Origin of the sequence: Halopseudomonas bauzanensis (assembly GCF_900114735.1) — a bacterium.
In the GTDB taxonomy this organism is placed as follows: domain Bacteria; phylum Pseudomonadota; class Gammaproteobacteria; order Pseudomonadales; family Pseudomonadaceae; genus Halopseudomonas; species Halopseudomonas bauzanensis.
Map to the genome: position 1 here is coordinate 563,910 of NZ_FOUA01000001.1, position 19,032 is coordinate 582,941.

15 protein-coding genes and 2 tRNA genes are annotated in these 19,032 nt (G+C 61.6%); 4 read left to right on the forward strand and 13 right to left on the reverse strand.

The genetic code is table 11. The annotated features are described in order from the left end of the window. Positions 1-12: 12 nt before the first annotated feature. The 5 genes from BM267_RS02645 to rnr form a co-directional block, all read right to left on the reverse strand. Positions 13-924 carry a YybS family protein gene (locus tag BM267_RS02645; RefSeq protein WP_036988705.1) on the reverse strand — a complete coding sequence of 304 codons (912 nt, stop codon included), beginning with the start codon at positions 922-924 and terminating at the stop codon, positions 13-15. A gap of 40 nt (positions 925-964) precedes the next feature. Then, positions 965-1,195 carry a 30S ribosomal protein S18 gene (gene rpsR, locus BM267_RS02650; protein ID WP_036988704.1) on the reverse strand — a complete coding sequence of 77 codons (231 nt, stop codon included), beginning with the start codon at positions 1,193-1,195 and terminating at the stop codon, positions 965-967. 39 nt (positions 1,196-1,234) lie between these two features. Continuing rightward, positions 1,235-1,663: a 30S ribosomal protein S6 gene (gene rpsF / locus BM267_RS02655; protein ID WP_036988703.1), complete on the reverse strand. Its 429-nt coding sequence runs from the start codon at positions 1,661-1,663 to the stop codon at positions 1,235-1,237. Positions 1,664-2,095: 432 nt separating this feature from the next. Then, the gene (gene rlmB / locus BM267_RS02660) at positions 2,096-2,842 is read right to left on the reverse strand and encodes a 23S rRNA (guanosine(2251)-2'-O)-methyltransferase RlmB (RefSeq protein ID WP_074778008.1); all 747 of its coding nucleotides are present in this window, start codon (positions 2,840-2,842) and stop codon (positions 2,096-2,098) included. 6 nt (positions 2,843-2,848) lie between these two features. Further along, a complete protein-coding gene (gene rnr, locus BM267_RS02665) occupies positions 2,849-5,335 on the reverse strand; it encodes a ribonuclease R (protein ID WP_074778006.1) in 2,487 nt (828 codons plus the stop codon). Positions 5,336-5,601: 266 nt separating this feature from the next. Here rnr and BM267_RS02670 point away from each other — a divergent pair. The 3 genes from BM267_RS02670 (at position 5,602) to BM267_RS02680 (ending at position 7,845) form a co-directional block, all read left to right on the forward strand. Next, positions 5,602-5,688: transfer RNA gene (locus BM267_RS02670), tRNA-Leu, on the forward strand. A gap of 106 nt (positions 5,689-5,794) precedes the next feature. After that, a tRNA-Leu gene (locus BM267_RS02675) sits at positions 5,795-5,881 on the forward strand. A gap of 194 nt (positions 5,882-6,075) precedes the next feature. After that, positions 6,076-7,845, forward strand: coding sequence for an SLC13 family permease (locus tag BM267_RS02680; RefSeq protein WP_074778004.1), 1,770 nt, complete (start codon positions 6,076-6,078; stop codon positions 7,843-7,845). 34 nt (positions 7,846-7,879) lie between these two features. Here BM267_RS02680 and BM267_RS02685 read toward each other — a convergent pair whose 3' ends face one another. From BM267_RS02685 to BM267_RS02720, 8 genes are all read right to left on the reverse strand, one after another. After that, a complete protein-coding gene (locus BM267_RS02685) occupies positions 7,880-8,965 on the reverse strand; it encodes a CaiB/BaiF CoA transferase family protein (RefSeq protein WP_036988699.1) in 1,086 nt (361 codons plus the stop codon). An 11-nt stretch (positions 8,966-8,976) separates the two neighbouring features. Then, entirely contained in the window at positions 8,977-10,602 is a 1,626-nt protein-coding gene (locus tag BM267_RS02690; RefSeq protein WP_074778718.1) for a long-chain fatty acid--CoA ligase, read from the reverse strand. 103 nt (positions 10,603-10,705) lie between these two features. Next, complete coding sequence (locus BM267_RS02695) at positions 10,706-11,842, reverse strand: acyl-CoA dehydrogenase (protein ID WP_074778002.1); 1,137 nt, start codon at positions 11,840-11,842, stop codon at positions 10,706-10,708. 10 nt (positions 11,843-11,852) lie between these two features. Next, the gene (locus BM267_RS02700) at positions 11,853-13,040 is read right to left on the reverse strand and encodes an acetyl-CoA C-acyltransferase (RefSeq protein WP_074778000.1); all 1,188 of its coding nucleotides are present in this window, start codon (positions 13,038-13,040) and stop codon (positions 11,853-11,855) included. A gap of 10 nt (positions 13,041-13,050) precedes the next feature. Then, positions 13,051-13,818 (reverse strand): SDR family NAD(P)-dependent oxidoreductase, encoded by a 768-nt coding sequence (locus BM267_RS02705; protein WP_074777998.1) that lies wholly within the window; start codon positions 13,816-13,818, stop codon positions 13,051-13,053. Between the two features lie 131 nt (positions 13,819-13,949). Continuing rightward, positions 13,950-14,969, reverse strand: coding sequence for an AraC family transcriptional regulator (locus BM267_RS02710; protein ID WP_036988695.1), 1,020 nt, complete (start codon positions 14,967-14,969; stop codon positions 13,950-13,952). A gap of 124 nt (positions 14,970-15,093) precedes the next feature. After that, the gene (locus BM267_RS02715; protein WP_074777996.1) at positions 15,094-16,356 is read right to left on the reverse strand and encodes an OprD family porin; all 1,263 of its coding nucleotides are present in this window, start codon (positions 16,354-16,356) and stop codon (positions 15,094-15,096) included. A 166-nt stretch (positions 16,357-16,522) separates the two neighbouring features. Further along, positions 16,523-17,866 (reverse strand): MFS transporter, encoded by a 1,344-nt coding sequence (locus BM267_RS02720; RefSeq protein WP_074777994.1) that lies wholly within the window; start codon positions 17,864-17,866, stop codon positions 16,523-16,525. Between the two features lie 525 nt (positions 17,867-18,391). On the opposite strand from BM267_RS02720, the gene BM267_RS02725 reads away from it, so the two are divergent. Next, positions 18,392-19,003: a pseudouridine synthase gene (locus BM267_RS02725; RefSeq protein WP_074777992.1), complete on the forward strand. Its 612-nt coding sequence runs from the start codon at positions 18,392-18,394 to the stop codon at positions 19,001-19,003. Positions 19,004-19,032: the final 29 nt, after the last annotated feature.

The following is a 19,032-nucleotide window of genomic DNA, read 5'->3' on the forward strand; positions in this document are numbered from 1 at the left end:
ACCTCTTTGAATTCAACCTTGGCTGTTCGGGTCGTCATCACCGGGCGACCCGGAGGGTGGCCTCATGCGTGAGCGAAAGTCGAACAAGCTATCTACAAATGCCAACAACACAATCAGGGGATAAGCAAATCGGACGAAGATAACGAACAACACATACATTCCGATCAACCAACCCGAACCCAGCTTCTTGATACCTACCACGCCGTGCATCAACGCCAGCCCGGCCAGCAGCAAGGGCACGCTGGCCACCGGCGACAGCATGGCCAACTGCGGCCATTGCGGTGCCATGATGACCAGCACCAGCAGGCCGATGGCAGCAAGCGGCGGCAGGCGCAGCTGATGAAAGTCCTGACGAAAACCGCCCGGGTTGTACAACCGGGCCTGCCAGGACCGTGCAATCATCAGGCTGACCAGAGCCATCAGCATATGCATGGCCCCCATCACCCCGCCGAGCACGGGTATCATCAGTTCATCGAGACGGGCCAGCAATGCGGCCTGTTCTGCCTCTGCGAGCTGCAACCCCATCTGCGGCAGCAGCTCCGGCAGCATCTCTCGGAACCCATCGGCCATCGCCTGTAACGGCTCGGCCAACGCCATCAGCAACGCCAGCGTGTAAACCACGCCGAGCGGTACGGCTAACAGCAGCACGCGGACCCAGTCGTTGTGCTGACGCAGCACCACGGCCAGGCCGGCACTGCCGAGCATGACCAGCAAGGGCGTCAGGTCCCCGAGAAAGGTCCAGACCAGTGCCGGCAACATGCCCCAGGCGAGTATCGGCAAAGCTTCCGACAGCCCGCGGCGCAGGATCACCAGCGCCAGGGCCGCCGCACTGAACCAGAACAGCAGTGGTATGGCCGCAGCGATGGCTACTGCAAAGGTAGCCTCTCTGCGACCGCGCATGATGTACTCAGCTAAACCACGCATGCCGGTTCGGTATCCCCTGATTACGGGTTTGAGCTGCCGCTCAGCGACCGTGACTGTCGGTGAAGGGCAGCAGAGCCAGGTAGCGGGCGCGTTTGATAGCGACTGCCAGCTGACGCTGGTACTTGGCCTTTGTACCGGTGATACGGCTGGGTACGATCTTGCCGGTTTCGGTGATGTAGGCCTTCAGGGTGTTGAGATCTTTGTAATCGATCTCTTTAACGCCTTCAGCGGTAAAACGGCAGAACTTTCTGCGACGGAAAAAACGTGCCATGGCAGCGTCTCCTTTTAACTGGAATGGGAACCGAAAAACTTACTCGTCGTCACCGGAATCGGTATCGTCGCTATCGTCAGCGTCTTTACCGGAATCGGTGTCTTCATCGCTGCGCTCACGGCGCTCACGACGCTCGCCACGACCAGTGTCTTCAGGCTTGAGCATGTCGGACTGTTCGGTGATGGCTTCGTCACGACGGATGACCATGTTGCGAATGACGGCATCGTTGTAACGGAAGTTTTCGGTCAGCTCTTCCAGTGCTTTGGCGCTGCACTCGACGTTGAGCATGATGTAGTGAGCTTTGTGGATCTTGTCGATCGGGTAAGCCAGTTGACGGCGACCCCAATCTTCCAGACGGTGAATCTTGCCGCCGTCTTCTTCGATCAGCTTGGTGTAACGCTCAACCATCGCGTTAACCTGCTCGCTTTGGTCCGGGTGAACCAGAAATACGATTTCGTAATGACGCATTTTGTGCTCCTTACGGGTTATAGCCAGCCACCCAAAATGGTCTGGCAAGGAGTAGAACTCAGGTTTGGGGCGGCCATTCTAGGGAAGTGGCGTGGAACTGGCAAGGAAAAGCAGAACGCCCACATGATTTGCGTCATGTTTCGAGTTTCCTTCACACCGGGAGCGGCCTGCCTGCGACACGCCGTGAACCCATCCATGGGGGCTCGCGGCGCAAAGGTGGCAGGCTTTAGCGTGGCTGAGGGGTCAAAACCTTCAGCGGCACAAGGCTTTGCGGAATAGGTTGGCCGACAGGGTTGGGCCGACCGTCGGTTGCCAAGGATGGCAACCGCGAGCCTACAGGGACGTATTCACGGCGTGTCGGCACGGCCCTGCCGGCCAGCCTGTTCCTTGCAGGGCCTCCATAAGACACATAGCCAATAGACTCGGACGCTGTCAGCTCGCGGTACGCTGACGCACCGCCTCGAACAAACAAACCCCCGCAGCGACCGAGACATTCAGGCTGCTGACACCGCCAGCCATGGGCAACTTCGCCAGATAGTCGCAATGCTCGCGGGTCAGTCGGCGCATGCCGGCCCCTTCCGCGCCCATGACGATCACCGTGGGTATGGTCAGATCTACCTGATACAGCAGTTGATCCGCCTCCCCTGCCGTGCCAACCACCCAGAGCCCGCGCTGCTGCAATTGCTTGAGCGTGCGCGCCAGATTGGTCACCGCTACCAGTGGTACGGTTTCGGCGGCACCACAGGCGACCTTGCGCACCGTCGGTGACAAGCTGGCCGAGCGATCCTTGGGGATGATCACGGCCTGGGCTCCCGCAGCATCAGCACTGCGCAGGCAGGCGCCGAGGTTGTGCGGATCAGTCACCCCATCGAGCACCAGTAGCAAGGGCGTGCCATCCAGCTTATCGAGCAGACTGCCGAGCATATCCTCGGACCACAGCTGGCTGGGCGTAACCTGGGCGACGACACCCTGATGCACACCGCCATCCGCCAGGCGATCAAGCACGTCAGGCAACACGCGCTCTATATCGACCCCCGCGCCCGCTGCCAGATCCAGGACGGCCTGCATGCGCGCGTCCAGTCGACCGCGCTGCACTTCCAACTGTTTTACTCGACGCGGCGCACGTTCGAGCATGGCCTGCACCGCGTGCAGGCCATAGATGTATTCCAGATCACTCATGTTCCGTCAGTCCACCTTGCGCTTACGCGGCGCCCGCGGCTTGCCGCCAGGCTTGCGTTCGCTACCGCCCGGCCGACCGCCCGAACGGGCTGCCGGTGCAGAAGCACCACGCCCCCGGTCGGACTTGCCGGCCTTACCGGTCTTGCCGCCCCTGGCCGGCTTACCCGACCGCGAGCCCGACTCTCCAGCCTTGCGCGCGTCGCTCAGCAGCTTCTCGCGCACCGCACGACTGTTGTTGTGATCAGGTTCTGCGGGACGGTCGGAAGCCATCTCGAAATCGATCTTGCGTTCATCCAGATCCACCCGCGCTACCTGCACGCGAATCGAGTCACCCAGACGGTAGGTCCGCCCGGAGCGCTCACCCACCAGCTGGTGATGAACCTGGTCGAAATCATAATAATCCGCAGGCAAGGCGGTGATATGCACCAGACCTTCCACATAGATGTCGGTCAGCTCGACGAACAGACCGAATCCGGTGACTGCCGTGACCAGACCATCGAAGTTCTGGCCGACACGGTCCTGCATGAACTCGCACTTGAGCCAGCTGACCACGTCACGGGTGGCCTCATCGGCCCGCCGCTCGTTCTGCGAACACTGCTCGCCGAGCTTTTCTAGCGCGGCCAGATCGTACGGATAGACGGCTGCCTTGGGCAGCACGCCAGCACCACTGCGCTGCACCAGATCGGTCTTCTTGCGCGACCGGATCACCGAGCGGATGGCCCGGTGCACCAGCAGATCGGGATAGCGTCGAATCGGCGACGTGAAGTGGGTATAGCCTTCGTAATTCAGACCGAAGTGGCCGGCGTTGTGCGGGGTATACACCGCCTGGCTCAGCGAGCGCAGCATCACGGTCTGGATCAACTGGGCGTCGGGGCGATCCTGGACCTTGGCCAGCACTGCGGCGTAGTCCTCCGGCGTCGGGTCACCCTTCTTGCGCGTCAACGACAATCCCATTGAGCCAAGGAACTGGCGCAGGCGCTCAACCTTCTCCGGCTTGGGACCGTCATGCACTCGGTACAGACCGGGAACGTCCAGCTCCTGCAAGAAGCGCGCAGTGGCCACGTTGGCGCACAGCATGCATTCCTCGATGATCTTGTGCGCATCGTTGCGGGTAGTCGGCAGGATCTCGGTGATCTTGCGATCCTTGCCGAACAGCATGCGCGTTTCGGTGGTCTCGAAATCGATTGCACCGCGACCATGGCGGGCCTTGGCCAGCGCCTGATAGAGATCGTACAAACTCTTCAGGTGCGGCAGCACTTCGGCATATTCCGCGCTAAGCGCCTTGCCTTCACGACTGCGCGGGTGCTCCAGCATGCTGGAGACCTTGTTGTAGGTCAGGCGCGCATGGGAGTGAATGACTGCCTCGTAAAACTGGAAGTCAGTAAGCTCGCCGCTCTTGGAGATGGTCATTTCGCAAACCATGGCCAGGCGGTCCACATTCGGCATCAGCGAGCAAAGACCATTGGAAATGGCCTCGGGCAGCATCGGAATCACTTCACTGGGGAAGTACACCGAGGTGCCACGCAGCTCGGCTTCGGCATCCAGCGCCGAGCCCAGCGGAACGTAATGGGACACGTCGGCAATCGCCACATAGAGCTTCCAGCCACCGGAGAACAGCCTCCAACCGCTGGCCTTGCGCGGCTCGCAGTACACGGCATCATCGAAATCGCGGGCGTCTTCGCCATCGATAGTGACCAGCGGCAGATGACGCAGGTCGACTCGCTTGAGCTTGTCCTTCTCACTGACGCGATCGGACAGACGCGCTGCCTCGTCCAGTACTTCCTGGGGCCAGACGCTGGGAATATCGTAGCTGCGCAATGCCACTTCGATTTCCACACCGGGCGCCATGTAGTCGCCGACCACTTCAATCACTTCACCCTGAGCCTGACGACTCATGGTCGGCCACTGAGTGACCTTCACTTCCACGTACTGACCCTGCTTCGCCCCACCGGAACAGCCGGGCGCAATCAGTACTTCCTGTTTGATCTTGGCATTGTCCGCCGCCACGAAGCCGATGCCGCTTTCTTCATAGTAGCGACCGACCAGCAATTCGTGGGCCCGTTCGATAACCTCGACAATGGCCCCTTCACTGCGGCCGCGACGGTCAACGCCGGTAACTCGTCCCAGCACGCGGTCGCCATCGAAAGCGATGCGCATCTGCGACGGCCCGAGGAACAGATCTTCGCCGCCATCATCGGGAACCAGAAAGCCGAAGCCATCGCGGTGACCCTGAACCCGACCGCTGATCAGGTCGAGCTTGTCCACCGGCGCATAGGCGCCGCGGCGGGTATAGATCAACTGGCCATCACGCTCCATCGCCCGCAGGCGGCGGCGCAGGGCTTCGATGCCATCTTCATCATGCAGGCCGAATTCCTGTTGCAGTTGCGCCCGCGTTGCAGGGGCACCGCGCTCGGCCAACAGCTTGAGGATGAGTTCGCGACTGGGGATGGGGTTTTCGTATTTCTCTGCTTCACGCTTGGCGGCCGGATCCATATCGATCCAGCTGGTCGAACCTGCAGAGTGCGGGTCGGCAGCTTTGCTCGATGCGGGCATCGAGGCTTGGGGTTTGGTCTTTTTCGTCATAGACGCCTATTGAACCGCGAAACGCGATTTCTTGCACCTTATTTCCAAAGGGATAATTTTTTTGCAAACAGGGGTTTACAAGGTTTTTCCTGCTGCGTATCATTCGCGCCGTCAACACGACATCGGTTGCAGCGCGGGCCAGATAGGTTCAGCATAGCAGACGTGTCAAGTGACATGCCCAGGTGGTGAAATTGGTAGACACGCTAGCTTCAGGTGCTAGTGGCCTTACGGCCGTGGAAGTTCGAGTCTTCTCCTGGGCACCAATTCCGAAAACCGGACGCAAGTCCGGTTTTTCAGTTTAGGCAGACATGCTTTGTCGGCATGATTGATCGAAGCCAGCAGTACCGGTAACGTGACATCGAATGACACGCCCAGGTGGTGAAATTGGTAGACACGCTAGCTTCAGGTGCTAGTGGCCTTACGGCCGTGGAAGTTCGAGTCTTCTCCTGGGCACCAATTCATGACAAAGCCGAGCCTATGCTCGGCTTTGTCGTTTCTGCTCCCCTCCTCCTTCCAGTCCTTCTCTCGCCCTTCGCTCAGCCACCCCAACACCAGCAGCAGCCGCGGATACTTTGTTGCCTTGGTCCAACTCGTGCGAGAATTATGCCTGCCGCATAACAATTCATACTCCGGGCCGGGAAAAACAAGGCATGACGATAGAAATTGCGCTGGTCCTGGGTATCGCCCTGATCGCCGTAGTACTGTTTGCAACCGAAAAATTACGTATCGACGCCATAGCGCTGCTGGTGCTGTCCGGGCTGGCGATTCTTGGCCTGGTCAGCCCTGGGGATGCTCTGAGCGGCTTCAGCAACCAGGCGACGATCACCGTGGCGGCCATGTTCATTCTGGCCGCCGGGCTACAGAACAGCGGCGCGCTGTCTGGCATAGGGCGCTTGTTGAGCAAGGCCAAGTCGCCGTTCCTGTTTCTGCTCACTCTGTTTGGCGTACTGGCAGTGGTGGCTCCCTTCGTCAACAACACCGCAGTTGTTGCCGTGTTCATGCCCATCGTCATGACTGCCACCGCCGCCATCGGCATGTCCGCGTCCAGGGCATTGATCCCGCTGTCCTATGTTTCACAAATGGCCGGCGTCTGCACCCTGGTGGGCACCTCTACCAACCTGCTGGTCAATGCCATGGCGCGGGACCTGGGTCATCCCGGTTTCAGCATGTTCGAATTCACGCCCCTGGGCGTGATCTGTTTCGTCGCCGGCTGCGTTTACCTGCTTACGCTGGGCCGCTGGCTTCTGCCTTCCACTCGGGCCACCGAGCTGGTCGAACACTACGAACTGGGCAAATACATTACAGAGTTACGAGTGATGCCCGGCTCCTCGCTGATCGGCACCTCGGTCGGTGAAGCCAAGCTGGGTGAGGAGTTCGGCGTATTCGTTCTGGAATTGCTACGCGGTGATGAGAAGGTCTGGTCCCCGCGGTCGCAGACGCTGGAAGAAGGCGACATATTGCTGGCGCGAGGTGACTGGTCGAAACTGGATGAACTGAAGAACCAGTCCGGCCTGGAAATTGACTCGGAATTCAAACTCAAGGCTCGCAACCTCGAAGAAGGCACCCAGCAGGTACTGACCGAGGTAATGGTCGCCCCCCGCTCACGGGTGATCGGCAGCACCCTGGCGATGCTCGACCGCCGCTGGCAACACGACGCCACGGTTCTGGCGGTCCACCGGCGTGGTCAGGTATTGCGCGACCAACTGAAAAATGTTCGGTTGAATGTCGGTGATGTACTACTGATGTTAACGCCGGAAAGCGAGATGCCTGCCCTGCGCAAGGACACCAACGTGATTGTGCTGAGTCAGCGCGACGCGGAAAAGCCGATGGGCTGGCGCGCACCCTTTGCCCTGGCCACCATGGTGCTGGTAATCGCCACTTCCGCCATCGGCTGGGCACCCATTGCCATTACCGCCTTGATCGGCGCGGTAGCCATGACCCTGGCAGGCTGCCTGGATGCCGACGAGGTCTACGACGCCATCGACTGGCGCATCATCATCCTGCTGGCGGGTCTGCTACCGCTGGGGGTCGCCATGAGCCAGAGCGGCGCCGCGGAATTTGTCGTCGCCAATACCCTGGGCCTGGTCAGTCACTTGGGGCCGGTGGTGGTAATGGCGGTCCTCTATCTGATGGCACTGGTGCTCACCGAGTTCATGAGCAACGCCGCAGCAGCTGTGATTCTCACCCCCATCGGCATATCGACCGCCAACCTGATGGGCGTGGACGCCACGCCCTTGCTGATCGCAATCACCTTTGCCGCCTCAACCAGCTTCGCGACACCGGTGGGCTATCAAACCAACACCATGGTCTACAGCGCCGGCGGCTACCGTTTCGTTGATTTCATCAAGGTTGGCTTGCCGCTGAACCTGATCTTCTGGGTATTGGGGGTGATCTTCATTCCGATGTTCTGGCCGTTCTGAGTGAAGGCTGCGCTGATATTCAGCGCAGCGAACTTCAATCCTTCCAGATATCCAGTGCAGCATCGACCACCACGGATGGCCGAATCTGCGAAACGCTACGGGAAAAGCGTGGCGCCGGGGCGCTGTGCAGGGCGCCGTCGATTTCCTGGTAAACCTGCCGCGCCGCCATATGCGGGTGCTGCTGGGCCTCTTCCAGCTCCAGTACCGGCGCGAAGCAGGCATCGCTGCCTTCCAGTAATTCACACCACTCATCCCGGCTGCGTTGGGCAAACAGCTGCGCCCAGTGCTTGGCCTGGACTGCCTGCCCTTCGCTGCTCATAGCTTGTTCTTGCAGCGCCTCGCCGGCACCGCTGCGCTGCACCAGCTCGTGGTAGAACGCCGGCTCCAGCGCGCCCACGGCAATCTGCCGACCATCGGCACAGCGATAACAGCGGTACCAGGGTGTCGCGCCGCCCAACAGGTTATGCCCTTGGCGCATGTCAATCCGACCCGTTGGGAGCAGGCCGCTGAAGAAGGACATCAGCGAGGCGGTGCCATCGACTATTGCGGCATCTACCACCTGGCCCTTGCCGGAGCGCTCGCGCTCGAGCAGTGCCGCCAGAATACCCACCGTGAGAAACATCGAGCCGCCACCGAAATCACCCACCAGATTCAGTGGCGGTACCGCCTCCCCTTGCTGCGGACCGATGGCCGCCAGCGCCCCGGTCAGGGCGATATAGTTGATGTCATGGCCGGCGGTCTGCGCCAGCGGGCCCGTCTGCCCCCAGCCGGTCATACGGCCGTAGACCAGCCGGGGATTGAGTTTTTGCAAATCATCCGGCCCCAGCCCGAGACGCTCCATCACCCCCGGCCGAAAACCTTCGATCAGCACATCGGCGCGTTGCACCAGTTCCAGGCAACGCCGACGGCCGACCTCGGTGCGAATATCCAGAGTGATGCAGGTACGCCCGCGATCAACCACCGGGTTAGGCCAGCCGTTGCCGCCCGGCCGCTCGATGCGCAGCACCTCGGCCCCCATATCCGCCAGTTGCATGGCACAGTGTGGGCCGGGGCCGATACCGGCGAACTCCACCACCCGCAATCCCGCTAACGGCCCTGCGCCCATTTCCGTTGCCGTCATGGTGGCCTCCCCTACGCCTGCACCTTGATTTGCTGTTCGGCCAGGTAGTTGTAATAACGATCGCGCAGCACTTTCTTGTCGATCTTGCCGGTGGCCGTCAGCGGGATCACGTCAACGATCATTTCATCGGGCATCCACCATTTGACGATCTTGTCTTCCAGGTGCGCCAGCATGGCCGCCGTGGTTACCTCGGCACCGGGATGCGGTTCGACGATCAGCAGCGGCCGTTCCTCCCACTTGGGATGGTAGACCCCGACCACGGCGGCCAGGCGTACGCCGGGGCAGGCCACCGCCGCGTTTTCGATATCGATGGAACTGACCCATTCCCCACCGGACTTGATCACATCCTTGGTGCGGTCGGTGATGCGCATGAAGCCGTTCTCATCCAACGTGGCGATATCGCCGGTGTCAAACCAGCCATCGGCATCCAGTGCACTGGTTTCGCTGCGGAAGTAGCGTTCCACGGTCCAGGGACCGCGCACCATCAAGGTTCCGGCGCTTTTGCCATCTGCCGGCAGACGCCGGCCCTGGTCATCCACCACCTTCAGCTCGATACCGTATTGCAGGCGCCCCTGGCGGCTCCAGATCACATCATTGACCGCCTCCTCGCCCAGCTCCGCCAGCTTCGGCGTGGGTGTGGCCACTACGCCCAGCGGGCTGGTTTCGGTCATGCCCCAGAGTTGGCGCACGGCCACGCCGTATTTGTTCTGGTACTTCTCGGCCATGGCCCGAGGCACGGCCGAGCCGCCAATGATCAGGTGCGTCAGCTTGCCGGCATCCTCACCGGTACGCTCCAGATGGTCCAGATACATGGTCCAGATGGTCGGTACGCCACCGGAGAAGGTCACGCCCTCATTCTGGATCAACTCCTGCAGGCTCTCGCCATCCATCTTGTCGCCGGGCAGGACGAACTTGCAGCCGTTGATCGCCGCAGCAAAGGGCACGCCCCAGGCGGTGCCGTGGTAGAGCGAGGAACACGGCATGATGCAATCGAAGGCCGAGAAGTTGAAGGCGCTGCTCAGCCCCGCCGCCAGCGCATGCAGAACGATGGAACGATGGCTGTACAGCACACCCTTGGGATTACCGGTAGTGCCCGAGGTATAACAGAGAATGGCGCCGTTGTTTTCATCGAAACTCGGCCAGTCCCGCAACGACTCTTCCTTGGCCAGCAGTTGCTCATAGCCCTGCAGCTCGATGCCGGGCATGTCCGGCAGATCGCCATCTGCGAGCATGATGAAATGGCGGATATTGGTCAGTTGCGGCAGCAGACGCTGTACCAGTTCGGCGAAATTGCGCTCGAACAGCAGCACGCTGCTGCCGGCATGGTTGAGGGTATAGGCGATCTGCTCATCCGACAGTCGCGGGTTGCCGGTGTGCAGTACAGCACCGGTGCCAGGTACGGCAAAGAACAGTTCGTAATGGCGATGAGTATTCCAGGCCAGAGTGGAAACGAAGTCGCCCGCACCGATCCCCAGCCGGCGGATCATGTTCGCCGCGCGGCCGGCTCGATCAGCCAGGCCGGCATAGTCGTAGCGCCACAGCGGCTCCTCCACCAGCCGGGAGACGATCTCCCGGTCGCCATGAGCCGCCGCTGCGTGCTGCAGAATGCTGCTGATCATGAGGGGGAACTGCTGCATGCTGCCGGTTTGGAAATTCTGCATTGTGCTACTCCTTGTTTTTGTTATCGAACCGCTTGGCGGCAGCGGCTACGCCGCTACTGCTGATATGTCTGTTTTCTGTTTATTCGCCACCCAGATTGCGGGCAATCACCAACCGCTGGATGTCGCTGGTACCTTCGTAGATCTGGCACACCCGTACATCGCGGTAGATGCGCTCCAGCGGGAAGTCCTTCAGGTAGCCATAACCACCCAGGGTCTGGATCGCCGCTGAACACACCTTCTCCGCCATCTCCGAGGCGAACAGCTTGGCCATGGATGCCTCGATCAGCGCTGGCTGACCGGCATCGCGCAAGGCCGCCGCGTGGTGCACCATCTGCCTGGCTGCGGTGATCTGGGTCAGCATGTCCGCCAGCCGGAAAGCCACCGCCTGGTGCTCGGTCAACACCTTACCGAACGCCTCACGTTCACGGGCGTAATCACGCGCCACCTCGAAAGCCGCCCGCGCCATGCCGACCGCCTGGGCGGCAATACCGATGCGGCCGCCTTCCAGGTTGGCCAACGCGATCCGATAACCCTCGCCTTCTTCCCCAAGTCGGTTGGCCAGGGGCACGCGCAGACCATCGAAGGCGATCTGACAGGTGTCCGAGGCATGCTGGCCAAGCTTGTCCTCAACCCGCACCACCTGATAACCCGGACTGTCCGTCGGTACGATAAAGGCGCTGATGCCCTTCTTGCCCGCGTCAGGATCGGTCACCGCAAACACAATCACGGTGCCGGCCTCACGGCCTGAGGTGATGAACTGCTTGGCGCCGTCCAGCACATAGCTGTCGCCATCGCGCCGGGCGCGGGTGCGCAGTGAACCCGCGTCGGAGCCGGCGTGGGGCTCGGTCAGGGCGAATGCGCCGATCTGTCTGCCACTGGCCAACGCCGGCAGGAAGCGCTGCTTCTGCTCCTCGCTGCCAAAGCGCAGGATGGGCGCACAGCCCACCGAGTTATGCACGCTCATGATGGTCGAGCAGGCGCCGTCACCGGCGGCAATTTCCTCCAGCGCCAGGGCATAGGTCAGGTAGCCGGTGTCACAACCGCCCCACTGTTCCGGCACCAGCATGCCGAGAAAGCCCAGTTCGCCCATTTCCGCCAGCGCGTCAGCGGGAAACTGGTGCTCGCGATCCCACTCGGCGGCAAACGGCAATAACCGCTGCTGGGCGAATTGACGCGCCATATCGGCGATCTCACGTTGTTCATCGGTCAGCAGCATGTTCGCCTCCTCAGTCGAGCAATTCGATGGCCATGGCGGTTGCTTCGCCCCCGCCGATGCAGATGGCCGCGACGCCACGGCGCTGCTGCCGGGCCCGCAACGCACCCAGCAGAGTGACCAGAATACGGGCGCCCGAGGCGCCAATCGGATGACCCAGCGCGCAGGCGCCGCCGTGCACGTTGACCTTTTGCGGATCCAATCCGAGCTCGCGCACGGTCACCATGCTGACCACGGCGAAGGCTTCGTTGATCTCGAACAGATCGACCTCGTCCAGCGACCAGCCGGTGCGCTCCTGCAGAGCACGGATGGCACCGATCGGTGCCACTGGAAACAGACCCGGCTCGTCGGCAAAGGCGGCATGCCCACGAATCGCCGCCAGCGGGCGCAGGCCACGGCGCTGCGCTTCGGATTGGCGCATCAGCAGCAAGGCGGCAGCCCCATCGGAGATCGAGCTGGAGTTGGCCGCCGTTACCGTGCCGCCGTCACGAAAAGCGGGCTTGAGATGGGGAATGCGGTTCGGGTCGACCTTGAGCGGCGTTTCATCCGTCTGCATCTGTACCGCACGGCGCCCGACCTGAGCGCTGACCGCGGCCAGCTCCTCGGCAAACAGGCCCTGCTCGATGGCGGCCTGCGCCCGCTGCACCGATTGCAGCGCCCAGGCATCCTGCTCCTCACGGGTGAAGCCGTGGTTCTGGGCGCAGTCTTCGGCGAAGGTACCCATCAACCGGCCCTTGTCATAGGCGTCTTCCAGGCCATCGAGGAACATGTGGTCAAGTATGCGCCCGTGCCCCATGCGCAGCCCTTGACGGGCCCCGTCCAGCAGATAAGGCGCATTGGACATGCTCTCCATACCGCCAGCCACCACCACATCGACACTGCCGGCCAGCAATCGGTCATGCCCGATGATCGCCGCCTGCATGCCCGAGCCACACATCTTGTTCAATGTGGTGCACACCGTCGACTTAGCCAGCCCGGCAGCCAGTGCCGCCTGGCGCGCTGGCGCCTGGCCAAGCCCGGCGGGTAGCACACAACCCATCAGCACTTCCTGCACCGCCTCGGCGGACAGCCCGCTGCGTTCGACCGCGGCGCGGATCGCTACCGCGCCCAATTCCGGCGCCGGCACACCGGCCAGCTCCCCTTGCAGCGCGCCCATGGGGGTACGCGCGCTACCGACGATGACGATTGGATCCTGTTGCATGCGAACCTCCTCAGCGTGCCGCCATACGCAGGGCGCCGTCGAGACGGATCACCTCGCCATTGAGCATGGGGTTTTCGATGATATGGCGCACCAGCGCCGCGTATTCCTCGGGCATGCCAAGGCGTGGCGGGAAAGGCACATCCCTGGCCAGGGAGTCACGTACTTCCTGGGTCATGCCGGCCATCATCGGCGTCTCGAAGATCCCCGGGGCGATGGTCATGACCCGGATGCCATGGCGCGCCAGTTCCCGCGCTGCCGGCAGGGTCATGCTGACAATACCGCCCTTGGAGGCGGCATAGGCGGCCTGACCGATCTGGCCATCATAGGCAGCTACCGAGGCGGTATTGATGATCACCCCGCGCTCGCCATGCTCATTCGGACCGCCCTGCGCCATTACCTCGACGACCAGCCGCAGCATATTGAAGCTGCCCAGCAGATTGATCCGCAGTGCTCGATCGAAGCTGGCCAGCGCATGGGGGCCGTTACGGCCGAGGATCTTTTCCCCGGGGGCAATCCCGGCGCAGTTGACCAGGCCGTGTATACCACCGAAGTCCCGCTGCGCCGCTGCCACTGCCTCGGCGGCCTGCTGTTCATCGGCAATATCGGCTACATAGGCCCGGGCGCGCTCGCCCAGTTCCTCGACGCGCTGCTGCAAGGCAGCGCTATTGAGATCGACCAGCGCCACCTGGGCGCCCGCCTCGACCAGCAGAGTAGCGGCCGCTGCGCCCAAACCCGAGGCACCACCGGTGATCATGAAAGTATGGTTGTTCAGCTGCATGTAGGCTCCTGACACGGGCTGAGATATAGCCCGTTCACTTTGTTATGCAGCCATTCTGGTACGCCCCCGTCAGCCCCGGCAATGTTCCTTTGGCGCAACCTGTCTGACTGTTTTGGACACTGCCTCGCGGCTCAACCGTCACCGAGAATCAGCTGACGATAATGCCCGGGGTTGGTGCCGGTCCACTTGCGAAAGGCCTTGTAGAAGGCGCTGACATCAGCAAACCCGAGCTGCTCGGCAATATCAGCGTAGCTGATCGCCGGGTCGGCCAGCCAGCGGGTCGCCTGCTCTTCCCGCAGGCTGTCCTTGATTGCCTGATATTGCAGCCCCTCGGCAGCCAGGCGGCGGCGCAGGGTTGAGGGGGACATGCACAGGGATCTGGCCAGTTGGTCACTGATCGGCCAGTCCCTAGGGCGCAGTCCCCGCAGGACGGTCTTGATCTGGCTGGCCAGGCTGTTGGCGTCACGATAACGCACCAGAATATTGGCGGGTGCCTGAGCCAGAAAGGCCTGCATATCCGCTTCACTGCGCCGGACCGGCAGATCCAGCGCCTCGGCGGCAAAGATGATCCGCGTGGTCGGTCGGGCAAAGCGCAGGTTCTCGGAGAACATCACCCGGTAATCACCTATGTATTCCGGCTCGGTACACCGCAGCTCGACCGCCAGCAGCGGAATACGCCGCCCGGCCAGCCAACAGGCCAGTCCGTGCACTATCATCCAGTAGGTGAAATAGGCGAAGGGCCGCTGCGCCTGGCCGCCGGGCTCGCGCAGAACCACTTCCGCCAGGCTTCGACTCCTGATCAGCCGCCCCTCGAAATTGCCAAGCATCAAGCCAAGGAAGTTGAGGGTATGAATCAGCGCCTGTTGTACCGTCGGCTGGGTGATGCCGGTGCGACAGAGAAAGTTGAAACTGCCCAGCCGCAGCGGGCGCGCGGCCATGGCGAAGAACTCGTCATCATGGGCTGCCGCCAGGCGCAGCCAGATACTGCTGTACAGCTCGACCGGCACACGCAGGTCAGGACCATTCAGCAACGACGGTGACAACCCGATACTCGCCAGCACCGCACCGGCATCCAGCCCCGGGCGGGTGAATCCCAACAGGGCTTCCTTCACCAGACAAACCGAAATGGTATCTTTATGCACCACTGCCATAACGGCCCTCTCTAGGCTGCGCTACAAGTCGCAACACACCGACCGATCAATCAGATGAGCGCGAAGTGTAACGCAGGGGCCTGAGGGCTGCTATTGGCCATAGGGCTGAGACGCCGCCTGGCTATCAGAAGTCGAATGTGTAGCGAACGATCAATCGATTTTCATCGGCGCTGTCAGCGTAGGTCGATCGATTGGTGGAGTTGCGCCACTGCAGCGACAGATCCTTGAGCGGCCCGCTCTGCACGGTATAGGCAATATCCGTCATTCGCTCCCACTCCTTGCCCTTCTGTCCTACCGCTCGGAGTTCGGCAGCCTGAGCTGTGGTCAGCAGCGCGGGGTCGACCTGATCACCCTTGGCATACTTGATACCCAGCGTCAGCCCAGGCAGACCTGCAGCAGCAAAGTCATAATCGTAACGCACCAGCCGGACGCGCTCGCCAGGGGCCGTGAAGGTGCTGGCCAGCGACTCGGCAAACAGATAGGTGTCGGCGCCGTTGACGAAGGCAAAGGACGTGTCACCCCGCGCCTGCTGATAACCTGCGCCGAAGGTATGACCCGCCACCCGGTAGGCGAACAGGGTGCTGAGGGTCCGGTTGTCCACCTCACCCAGCCTCTCGTTGCCCGTTTCGCTGGCATCAAAATAGCGCACCTCGGCCAGCAATCGACCCACCCGCAACGGGTGATCGAATTTCAACCCGGCGAAGTGGGAACGGTACAGATCATCCAGCTCGGCGAGGTGATAGCTCAGCGAAAGATTGGGTGACACCTTGTAGTCGAGCGCCAGATAGTCGAGATGATCGGCTTCAACCGGGGCATAGCCAAAGGCCGTCAGGGATTCGAAGTCTGTCGAGTTGCGCTGCTTTACCGCATTCAGCCGCAGCAGGGTGATGCTCAACGGCTGCAGGTCATGGGAGACCAGCCGGCCGCCCCGAAAAATCTGCGGCAGCAGACGACTGTTATTGCTCCACAACATCGGCAGAGTCGGGTGCAGCCCGCCAACATGCAACGTGCTCTGCCCGGCCCGTGCCTTGGCGGTGAAGGTCAGCTTGCTGTACTCGCTCTCCACATTGCGCTGCGCGTCATGCGCCAGGATGCCCGAGCCCGTGCGATCCGGACTCGAGTCCAGCTTGATGCCCAGCATACCCAGCGCATCCACGCCAAACCCAACGGGACCTTCGGTGAAGCCGGACTGCAGATTGAGAATAAAACCCTGGGCCCATTCATCCCGCTTGGACTGCGCTGCCCCCTCATTACGGAAGTCGCGGCTGTAATAGAAGTTGCGTAGCTCCAGGCTGCCCTTGGCATCGCCGATAAAGTCGGCCAGAACCAGGGGTGCTTCCACCAGCATTGCGCATGCCAATAACACCTTGATCGTCTTTTGATACATGCTCCCTCACCTTTCTTGTTCTTCGATATGGAGAAAAATCCTGCCCGCCCGGCGCGCAAGCAAACGGAGCCCCTGCCTGCATCAGCATGGGCAGGGGCTCGCTGTTCTGTTGCCGTGGTTAAGGCACCGGGTATGACAATCGCGCCGTTAGCGGCCTACGCCCATATCAGTTGGCGAGCGTAGCCGCGGCCCTGACCCGTGCGGAGTCGGATCGCGTCTGGTTGACGAAGGTAACCGCGACGGCGCCCAGCACACCTGCGATGGCGATGGCCATGAAGTTCTGCTCCAGCGGCAATGCCAGGGATACCAGCCAGCCGATCAGAATGGGCGCAATGATGGCACCGACTCGCCCTACTCCGGAGGCAAAGCCGACTCCAGTCGAGCGGATCGACAGTGGATAGAAGTCGCCGGCATAGGCGTAGGCCAGCAGCTGGGTTCCCAATGTCGAGGCGCCGACGATGAATACCATCACGAACAGCAATCCGGTGGAACGGGTAAAGCCCAGCACGGTCAACGCCACGGCGCCGATCAGATAGAAAACCACCAGTACATGCTTGATGTTCAACCGGTCGCTGAGCCAACCACCGCCAACCGCGCCGACGATGGCGCCGATATTGAACACGATGACGAAGTTCAACGCCGAGCCGAGGCTGAAGCCCGCCATCGCCATCAGCTTGGTCAGCCAGGAATTGAGCGCATATACCATGAACAGGCCGGTAATGAACGCGGTCCAGATCATAACCGTGCTGAAACCACGACCCTCCCGGAACAGATTACGCACTGGCGTATCCTGCTTGGCGGCGGTTGCATCCAGGCCGACAAAGACCGTTTGCTGGCTGCAGGTCAGCTGCGGTTCGATCTTCTGCACGATGGTCCGCAGCTCCTGTTGACGGCCCTTCTTCAGCAGAAAGGTCATCGACTCGGGCATGCTTTTGAGAATGAAGGGAATCAGCAGCACCGGCAGGCCGGCCATATAGAACACGGACTGCCACCCATGGCTCTCGATCAGCTGCTTACCGGTCAGGGCTACCAGAATGCCACCCACCGAATAACCAGCGAACACCAGGGTCACCAGCCGTGCACGCAATTTGGCCGGAGAGAATTCGCTCATCTGCGCGGTCATCACCGGCAGCACACCACCAATGCCCAGGCCGGCGATAAAGCGCGTGACACTGAAGCTGACCGGGTCATTGGTGAGGCCCGAGGCTGCCGTGAACAGGCTGAACAGTGCAACACAGATGGCGATCATCTTTGGCCGGCCAATGCGGTCGGCCAGCGTACCGAGAAACATGGCTCCGAGCATGGTGCCGAAGAGCGCGGAGCCGGCCATGATGCCGGCACTGGTGGGGTCGACGCCCATATCGTCCATGATGGCGGGCAGTGCAGCTCCCACAACGGCCAGGTCGTAGCCGTCAATGATGAGGATCAGTACGCACCAGAACAGGATGAGTCCGTGAAAACGGTTGAATTTCGACTTGCCGGTAAGCTCGTATACGTCCACCGATTGCATGATTGCGTTTCCTTTAATCTTGTTTTTATTGGTCGGGCCTTGTGGGCCTTGCTGCGGCTTCAGCTGTGCGCTCGCTTGATCGATAGAAACCTGACCGAGCGGGCGGATATCTGAATGTTGTCCATACTAGGGCCGGGCGCGGGCGGATCAATGCTCGGAAAGATCGACTTGTCTGACCGGTTTGGACAGTGGCTGGTCTAGCTGGCCTTGCGGTCTGATCGCCCTGTAAGGGGGGCTTGCGTGGGGCAGCACGGGTGTGCGGTGTAGGGCGGGGTAAGCTTTCACTGCACCTGTGAAGTCTGGCCCGGCGGGTAGGCCCCATTGCAGAGCGCGCACCCCGCCATCCATGGCGCTCGTCTACGGCCGTCCCTGGCCGCAGACGGTTCTGCAATGGGGGCGGCCTGTGTGGTTCTGTTTGGCTGATGGTATGTGGGTCGTTTGTGTCGGTGGAAGCGCCTGCATTCTTCTGGACGCTTCTGGTAAAGCTCACTAGCATATTCGTCCCGCCCATTATCCCGAGCGACCATGAAGCAGCGCCCACCCAGATCCGTACCTGTTCGTCCTTACGGCAAACCCCGTCGCACTCCGGCTGCCCCGCCAGCCAATCCGCGTCTGATCGCACTGAACAAGCCCTTTGACGTGCTTACCCAATTCACCGATGGCCAGGGCCGGGCGACGCTGAAGGATTTTGTGGATATCGCCGGGGTCTATCCGGCCGGGCGGCTGGATCGGGATAGCGAGGGACTGTTACTGCTGACCAATGATGGCCGGCTGCAGGCCCGCATTACCGATCCCAAGCACAAATTGGCCAAGACCTATTGGGTGCAGGTGGAAGGGGAACCGAGTGCGGACCAGTTGGCGCAGCTGCGCGCCGGTCCGGTGTTGAATGACGGGCCCACGCGCCCTGCGCAGGTGGAGCAGATAGCCGAGCCAGCGCTGTGGCCGCGCCATCCACCGGTGCGTTTTCGTCAGAGTGTTCCCACCAGCTGGCTGGCGATCACCATCCGCGAGGGCCGTAACCGTCAGGTGCGGCGCATGACTGCCGCGGTGGGGCTGCCGACTTTGCGGCTGGTCCGGGTGCGCATTGGCGAGTGGCAGCTGGGTGATCTGCAGCCGGGGCAGTGGCGGGAACTCTGACCCGGCCACATGCCCCTCACTTGCCGCAC